Raw genomic sequence first — 7,427 nt, forward strand, 5'->3', positions numbered from 1 at the left:
CATGGACCTGTTGCGTATCGAGGGTGGGCCGCCTCTGAACGGGACCGTGCGCGCCTCGGGTGCGAAAAATGCCACGCTGCCGATCATGACGGCGGCGCTGCTGATCGACGAGCCGTTGTTCATCGAGAACGTGCCGCATCTCGAGGATGTGACCACGACCAATGTCCTGCTGGCGCACATGGGAGTGTCGGTGACCGTCGGCGACCATATGGCGATGCAGGCCGATGCCTCGTCTCTGACCTCGTGCCTGGCGCCTTATGATCTGGTCAAAACCATGCGGGCCTCGATTCTCGTGCTCGGACCCCTGCTGGCCAGGCGCGGCGAGGCGGAGGTCTCGTTGCCGGGCGGATGCGCGATCGGCGCCCGCCCGGTGGATATCCATCTGAGCGGTCTCGAGGCCATGGGGGCCGAGATTCGCGTCGAGTCCGGCTACGTCAAGGCGAAATGCAGCCGCCTCCGCGGCGCGCGCATCCCCATGGACACGGTCACGGTCACCGGCACCGAGAACCTGATGATGGCGGCGACGCTCGCCGACGGGGTGACAGTGCTGGAAAACGCCGCGCGCGAGCCGGAGGTGGTCGATCTGGCGAATTGCCTGATCGCCATGGGCGCCGAAATCGAGGGCGCCGGCACCTCGACCATCACCGTTCGCGGCAAGCCGAAGCTGCACGGGGCCACCCATCGGGTAGTGCCCGACCGGATCGAGACCGGCACCTTTCTGGTGGCGGGCGCGGCCAGCCGCGGCCGGGTCACCGTCACGCATACCGATCCGCACTTGATCGACGTGGTGCTGGCCAAGCTGGCGCACGCGGGCGCCGAGGTGACGCGGGGCGCGGATTGGGTCAGCGTGGACATGCACGGCAAGCGCCCCCGGCCGGTCGACGTGCGTACGGCGCCACACCCGGGCTTTCCGACCGATATGCAGGCCCAGTTCTGCGTGCTCAACGCCGTGGCCGACGGCGTCGGCATGGTCACCGAGACCGTGTTCGAAAATCGCTTCATGCATGTCTCCGAGTTGGAGCGCATGGGCGCCAGGATTCGCCAGGAAGGTCATACCGTGCGCGTGACCGGGGTCGAGAAGCTCACCGGCGCGCCGGTCATGGCGACCGACCTGCGGGCATCGGCCTCGCTGGTGATCGCCGGGCTGATCGCCGAGGGCATCACCGAAGTCCGGCGCATCTATCACATCGATCGCGGCTACGAATGTATCGAGGAGAAGATGGCGCAGCTCGGCGGCACCATCCAGCGGGTGCCCGATCGTGCCCCGGTAACAGCAAAAGGTGTGGCGGTATGAGTAGCGCCGATCCGGATATCGTGACGCTGGCCCTGTCCAAGGGCCGGATCCTGGAAGATACGCTGCCGGTGCTGGCCGCCGCCGGCATCGAGCCCGAAGTGGACCCGGGCGCGTCACGCAAGCTCGTGTTCGAGACCAACAAACCCGGCCTGCGATTGCTGGTGATCCGGGCTTCGGACGTGCCCACGTTCGTGTCCTACGGCGCGGCCGATGTCGGTGTGGCCGGCAAGGACGTGCTGATCGAGCACGGCGGCTCGGATCTCTACGAGCCGCTGGATCTGGGCATCGCCACTTGCCGGTTGATGACGGCGGGGCTGCCCGGCGCGATGGAGGCGGCCCGCCATCGCCCGCTGCGGGTGGCGACCAAGTACGTGGAAACGGCGCGTGCCCATTTCGCACACATCGGCCGCCAGGTCGAGATCATCAAGCTGTATGGCTCGATGGAACTGGCGCCCCTGGTCGGCCTGGCGGATGTCATCGTCGATCTCGTCGATACCGGCAACACCCTGCGGGCCAACGGCCTGGAGCCATTCGAAGTGCTTGAGCAGATCAGTGCGCGCCTGGTCGTGAACAAGGCCGCCCAGAAAATGAAACACGCCGCCATCGGCGAACTGGTCGAGTTGTTCGACCGGGGCGCCGCGGGGCGGGCGGCGTGAGCATGCGGCGACTGGATACCGCTGCGGCGGACTTTGCGTCGCGTTTCGCGGCCCTGACCGACCGCGACAGCCCGGCCCAGACCGAGATCGATGCGCGGGCCGCGGCGATCATCGCCGACGTGCGCCGCCGCGGCGACGAGGCCGTGCTCGAATACACCCGGACCCTGGATCGACGCCCCGATGTCGCGTTCGATGCGCTGGAAATCCCGCGTTCGCGCATGGCCGCGGCCCGCGCTGCGCTGGCGGTCGAGGATCGCCGTGCGCTCGAGGCCGCGGCCGATCGGATCGCGGCGTTCGCCGAATCGCAGAAGATTGCGCCTGTGCGTTACCACGACGAGGATGGCAACGAACTCGGCCAGATCGTGCGCCCGATCGAGCGGGCCGGCGTCTACGCCCCCGGCGGCAAGGCGGCCTACCCCTCCAGCGTGTTGATGAACAGCGTGCCGGCGAAAGTCGCCGGTGTGGCCGAAATCGTGCTGGTGTCGCCGGCCCCCGAGGGTGCGGTCAATGAATGGGTGCTGGCCGCAGCTGCGGTCGCCGGGGTGGATCGCTTTTTCACCATCGGGGGCGCCCAGGCCGTGGCCGCGCTGGCCTATGGCACGTCACGCATCCCCGAAGTCGATAAGATCGTCGGCCCCGGCAATGCCTACGTCGCCTCGGCCAAGCGCCAGGTGTTCGGGCGCGTCGGCATCGAATCCGTAGCGGGCCCGTCGGAAGTGCTGATCGTCGCCGATGGCACGGGCAATCCGGACTGGGCCGCGCTCGACCTGTTCGCCCAGGCCGAGCATGACGAAATGGCCCGCGCCATCCTGGTCAGCCCCGATGCCGATTACCTTGCCGCGGTGGAAGCGGCCGTGGCGCGTCTGATCCACGACCAGCCGCGCGCGGCGATAATCCGGGCTGCGCTGGACGGCCATGGCGCCCTGATTCGTTGCGTCGATCTGGACGAGGCGATCGGCCTGGTCAACACCATCGCCCCGGAGCATCTGGAACTGGCGGTGGCCGAACCGGAATCTTTGCTCGACGGTATCCGTCATGCCGGGGCGATCTTCATGGGTCATCGCACGCCGGAAGCCTTCGGCGACTACTGCGCCGGGCCCAACCACGTGCTGCCGACCGGACGCACGGCGCGGTTCTCATCGGCGCTCGGCGCCTACGATTTCCAGAAGCGCATCTCGCTGGTCTCGGCCAGCGAGGCCGGCGCCCGGCGTCTGGCGCCGATTGCGGTGCGATTGGCCGAGGGCGAGGGGCTGCATGCGCACGCGGCCTCCGCCGCGGCGCGAGGTGCGAAGCCGGAGTGACCCGAACGGGGCGCAACGCTCGCCCCGGCGTCGTTTTGCAGTCCGTGCCCGGGGATGGTTGCGCGCATTCGAGCGCACGCCGGCGTGCTATAGTCGGGCGGACGATCACAGGCATCCGCGCGATGACTCGCGCGCGGGCCGGCATCCCTGCCGCCCGCCGGTGTCGAACAGGAAACAAGTATGGCTCGCCGTTCCTCGATTACTCTCTACAGCCACCCCAACTCGGTGCATAGTCATCGTGTCCGGTTGGTCATGGCCGAGAAGGGCGTGGCGAATTACGATGTCGTCGAACTGCGCGAGGACGAGCAGAGCGAGGATCTGATCGATCTGAATCCATACAACACGGTGCCGACGCTGGTCGATCGCGAGCTGGTGGTCTACGATCCGCGGATCATCGTCGAGTACATCGACGAGCGCTACCCACATCCGCCGCTGATGCCGGTCGACCCGGTGCTGCGGGCTCAGTACCGGCTGGCGATCTTCCGCATGGAGTCCGATCTTTATGCGCTGTGCGAGGATCTGGAAGGCACGCCGGCGGTGGCCCGCAAGGCGCGCGCGCGCATGACCGAACTGTTGACCACGCTGGCCGCCGAATTCGCGCCCAAGCACTACATCGGCGAGGAATTCTCGCTCTTGGATTGTACGCTGGCGCCCATATTGTGGCGGCTGGATCATTATCAGGTGAGCCTGCCGGCCAGGCATGGCGAGCGGCTCGGGCAGTACGCCGCGCGATTGTTCGCACGGCCGGCCTTCGAGGCCAGTCTGTCCGCCGAGGAAGCCGACATGCGGCCGGCGCTGGCGGCTCACTGAGCCAACGACGACGAGGCGAAACCCGCATGGCCGAACTGACTTCGCGACGCCCCTATCTCATCCGGGCGCTGTATGACTGGGTGCTCGACAACGACCTGACGCCGCATTTGCTGGTGGCCGCCGATGCCCCGGGCGTCGACGTGCCGCGCCAGTTCGTGACCGACGACGGCAAGATCACGATCAATGTCAGCCCGACCGCGGTCCGGGGACTGGCGCTGGAGAACCAGTTGATCAGTTTCTCCGCGCGTTTTTCCGGCGCCAACCACAATATTGCCATACCGCCGGGCGCGGTACTGGCGTTGTATGCCCGCGAGAACGGCGAGGGGATGCTGTTCGGAGAGGTCGAGCAAACCGAGACCGCCAGCGAGGAGACCATCGCCGGCCCGTCGACCGATGCCGGTCAGACCGGCGACGATGCGGATGGCGGGGACGGCGCCCCGGCGCGCAAGAAGCATCCGCATCTCAAGGTCGTGAAATAGCGCCGGCGACGCCACCACCCGGCGGCCGTCCGTCATTCGGCCGCCAGCGCATCCTCGATCAACCGACAGACGCAGTGGATCAGCAGCAGGTGCATCTCCTGAATGCGGGCGGTCACCTGGGACGCAGCGCGTAACTCGATATCGGCACGACCGAGCTGGCCGGCGATGGTGCCGCCGTCGCGACCGGTGAGTGCGATCACCGACATGCCGCGCGCGTGCGCCGTGTCGATGGCGTGGACCACGTTCGGCGAATGGCCACTGGTGGAGATCGCGAGCAGGATGTCGCCCGGCTGGCCGAGCGCTTCGATCTGGCGGGAGAATATGCGCTCGTAGCCGGCATCGTTGGCGATCGCCGTCACGGTCGAACTCTCGGTCACCAGCGATATCGCCGCCAGCGCACGACGGTTGCGCTCGAAGCGGTTGACCAGTTCCGAGGCGAAATGCTGGGCGTCGCCGGCCGATCCGCCGTTGCCGCAGGCCAGGATCTTGCCGCCGGCATCGCAACAGGCGGACACGCGTTCGGCCACTTCGGGAAGCGCGGCGCGCGTCCTCGCGAGGGTGTCTTCATTCGCCCGCCGGCTGTCTGCGAACAGCTGGCTGACGATGCGCTCGGCATCGCCCGGCGCGGCATCATTCGGCATGGAAGGCATTCTCTATCCAGTTGAAATCGTCGCTATCGTCCACCCCGACCACATCGAAGCGCACGGCAAGATCGGCGTACTCGGGGTGCGTGGCCAGCAGATGTCGCGTGGCGAGCACGATGCGCCGCTGCTTGCGCGGGGTCACGCTGGCGACCGCGCTGCCATAGTCGTCACGGCTGCGATAGCGCACCTCGACCACGACCAGCAAATCCGCCGTGCGATAGACCAGGTCCAGCTCACCGCCGCGCACGGTGTAGTTGCGCGCGACGCGCTTCCAGCCGTGACGCCGGGCCGCGCTGTCCACGCGGGCCTCGGCGTCACGCCCGACCGTCAGCCGGCTCAGCCGCCCGACGACCACGAACCGTTGCCGATCGACGGCGAGGGTTGGGGTTGCGGCTGGGGCTGACCCGATACCGGCCCCGGGGTTGAGCCGGCGCCGGTCGTCGAGCCTGACGCCGAACTCGCGGGCGCGTTCGCGCCCGCGGGCAGGGCAGGGCCGGGCTGCCGGGACTCGGCGTCACCGGCCTTGGCCTGGCTGACCGACGGCATCGCCAGCGTCTGGGGGCGGCCGCCGTGGAATACGGCCCAGCCGAGATAGCGTTTGATGCGGCCATCCGGCTGCACCGACAGCACGCCGGTCATGCCTTCGATGGGCTGGTCCGACGACAGCCCGCTGTGGTCGAGGCGGTGCGCCAGCAGCCAGGCATCCATGCCCATGGCGAACAGTCGCGAATAGGACGTGGCCTCTGCGCCGTAGGCCTGGGCGGCTTCCGCGCGCAGGCGCGTGATGGTGCCGCCGTGGCCGAGCAGCCAGGGCATGTCCACGAAGTGAACGTCATCCAGATCCACATCCTCGCCCGGATTGACGGTGCCGGAAAAGGCGTGCGAGGTGGTGATCATGGGCAGATCGGTAGCGTGGTAGTACTTGAGCTGACTGCGAATCAGGCGCGCCTGAACCGGTTGCGCGGCGACGAAGATGAAGTCCGCCTGGTTCTGGTTCTGCAGTACGGCCTGGATCGTCTTGCTGTGATCGTGGCTGCTTTCGTCATAGGTCTGATAACCGATCAGCTGGCCGCCGCGCGCGGTCAGGGCGCTGTGGAACGCGTCCAGCACGCGATTGCCCCAGTCGCTGCTGGGTACCAGCGCGAGCGCGTGGCTGTAGCCCGCCTGTACGGCATGGGCGGCGGCCGATTTGGCTTCGTCTTCCGGCGCCAGGCTGAATTGATAGAAGCCCGGCCGTTTGTTGTCGTTGTCCGGCGTGTTGAGGGCGATCTCCGGCATCGGCGTCGACAGTTCGGACATCGCCGTAACCTTGGTCTTGTCCAGCGGGCCCACGAGGATGCCGACGTTGTCGTTTTGCGCTTGCGAGACCAGTGCCTGGGGCGACATGTTATCGCTGTTGTAGATCAGCGGCTGCGGCATGCCCGCCGGCTTGTTCTGGTAGGCGAACATGAAGCCATCGCGAATGGCCTGGGCTGCGTTCTGAAACTGGCCGGTCAAGGGCAGGGCGATGGCGACCTGATTACTGCTCGGCTGGGGCCCCGGGCCCGATGGCGCGCCGTTGGGCCGGCCCGGCTGGTGCGGCGCGAGCTGGGTCGCCCCGGCATAGTGAAAGCGCTGGGTCAGGATGTTTCGATTCGCCGGGTGTCGGGGGTACTGCTTCTGCCAGTTCGACAGCGCCTTGTTGCGCGCAGCGCGATCCGGGAACTGCTGCTGGCCAATGGCCGCCAGTGCCAGCCAGCCGCGCGTGGTCCGGCCCGCGTCGGCAGCGGCGCGGCTGTGGGGGCCAATGCCCAGCCCGATTGCATCCAGCGCCTTGTCGTATATGCGATTGTCATTGGCACGTACGGCGCGGTCGTGCATCAGCCAGACATCACGCTGGACCAGCGCTTGAATGCCCTGCACCAGGTCATCGTTGGCGAAGTGCAGATCGGCGCGTTTTTCCCAGACGCGCTGGGCCACGGCTGGCGGCGTGTTGCGTGCCGGCCGGGGCAGCCGGGCCAGGGCCTCGTCCGGCGACAGATTGGCGATCGATATCTCGCGCTGCGCCAGGTTGTAGCGGGCCCGGTCGGTGTGATTCAGGCGGCCGGGATCGATGTCGGCGAGCAGCTGCCGAGCGGTCTGGGCGTCGCCGCCCTGGGCCGCGGCCAGGCCGGCCTCGAAGCGGTAATGGCGCCGGGCAGCGGTCGGGCCGGCCTGGTGCGCCGCGCGCATGTAGTCGTGAACGGCGGCCTTGTAGTGGCCGG

The 7,427-nt window shown here is 67.8% G+C and carries 8 protein-coding genes; 5 read left to right on the forward strand and 3 right to left on the reverse strand.

The genetic code is table 11. From position 1 onward, the window contains the following. Position 1: 1 nt before the first annotated feature. The 5 genes from murA to ACS8YF_RS10890 all read left to right on the forward strand — a co-directional run bounded on the left by murA (position 2) and on the right by ACS8YF_RS10890 (position 4,540). Complete coding sequence (murA, locus tag ACS8YF_RS10870) at positions 2-1,294, forward strand: UDP-N-acetylglucosamine 1-carboxyvinyltransferase (RefSeq protein WP_440850244.1); 1,293 nt, start codon at positions 2-4, stop codon at positions 1,292-1,294. Beyond that, positions 1,291-1,950 (forward strand): ATP phosphoribosyltransferase, encoded by a 660-nt coding sequence (hisG, locus tag ACS8YF_RS10875; protein WP_440850245.1) that lies wholly within the window; start codon positions 1,291-1,293, stop codon positions 1,948-1,950. The genes murA and hisG overlap by 4 nt, the downstream gene beginning before the upstream one ends. Positions 1,951-1,952: 2 nt before the next feature. Continuing rightward, positions 1,953-3,251 carry a histidinol dehydrogenase gene (hisD, locus tag ACS8YF_RS10880; RefSeq protein ID WP_440850251.1) on the forward strand — a complete coding sequence of 433 codons (1,299 nt, stop codon included), beginning with the start codon at positions 1,953-1,955 and terminating at the stop codon, positions 3,249-3,251. Positions 3,252-3,431: 180 nt separating this feature from the next. Then, entirely contained in the window at positions 3,432-4,061 is a 630-nt protein-coding gene (locus ACS8YF_RS10885) for a glutathione S-transferase N-terminal domain-containing protein (RefSeq protein ID WP_440850246.1), read from the forward strand. A gap of 35 nt (positions 4,062-4,096) precedes the next feature. Next, on the forward strand, positions 4,097-4,540 hold the full coding sequence (locus ACS8YF_RS10890; RefSeq protein WP_440850252.1) for a ClpXP protease specificity-enhancing factor: 444 nt from the start codon (positions 4,097-4,099) through the stop codon (positions 4,538-4,540). A gap of 32 nt (positions 4,541-4,572) precedes the next feature. On the opposite strand, the gene ACS8YF_RS10895 is transcribed toward ACS8YF_RS10890, so the two are convergent. The 3 genes from ACS8YF_RS10895 to ACS8YF_RS10905 all read right to left on the reverse strand — a co-directional run. Then, entirely contained in the window at positions 4,573-5,181 is a 609-nt protein-coding gene (locus ACS8YF_RS10895; RefSeq protein ID WP_440850247.1) for a D-sedoheptulose-7-phosphate isomerase, read from the reverse strand. Next, entirely contained in the window at positions 5,171-5,539 is a 369-nt protein-coding gene (locus ACS8YF_RS10900) for a YraN family protein (protein WP_440850248.1), read from the reverse strand. The genes ACS8YF_RS10895 and ACS8YF_RS10900 overlap by 11 nt, the downstream gene beginning before the upstream one ends. After that, the coding region (locus ACS8YF_RS10905; RefSeq protein WP_440850249.1) for a penicillin-binding protein activator at positions 5,521-7,427 on the reverse strand (1,907 nt) is incomplete at its 5' end. The genes ACS8YF_RS10905 and ACS8YF_RS10900, both read right to left, overlap by 19 nt.

The sequence above is a fragment of the Salinisphaera sp. SWV1 genome (assembly GCF_052044155.1).
Taxonomy (GTDB): domain Bacteria; phylum Pseudomonadota; class Gammaproteobacteria; order Nevskiales; family Salinisphaeraceae; genus Salinisphaera.

What these genes read in the sequence shown, in the direction of transcription:
- hisG (WP_440850245.1), top strand. Translation starts at nt 1,291, where the DNA reads ATGAGTAGCGCCGATCCGGATATCGTGACGCTGGCCCTGTCCAAGGGC.
- ACS8YF_RS10895 (WP_440850247.1), bottom strand. Translation starts at nt 5,181, where the DNA reads ATGCCGAATGATGCCGCGCCGGGCGATGCCGAGCGCATCGTCAGCCAG.
- ACS8YF_RS10885 (WP_440850246.1), top strand. Translation starts at nt 3,432, where the DNA reads ATGGCTCGCCGTTCCTCGATTACTCTCTACAGCCACCCCAACTCGGTG.
- murA (WP_440850244.1), top strand. Translation starts at nt 2, where the DNA reads ATGGACCTGTTGCGTATCGAGGGTGGGCCGCCTCTGAACGGGACCGTG.
- hisD (WP_440850251.1), top strand. Translation starts at nt 1,953, where the DNA reads ATGCGGCGACTGGATACCGCTGCGGCGGACTTTGCGTCGCGTTTCGCG.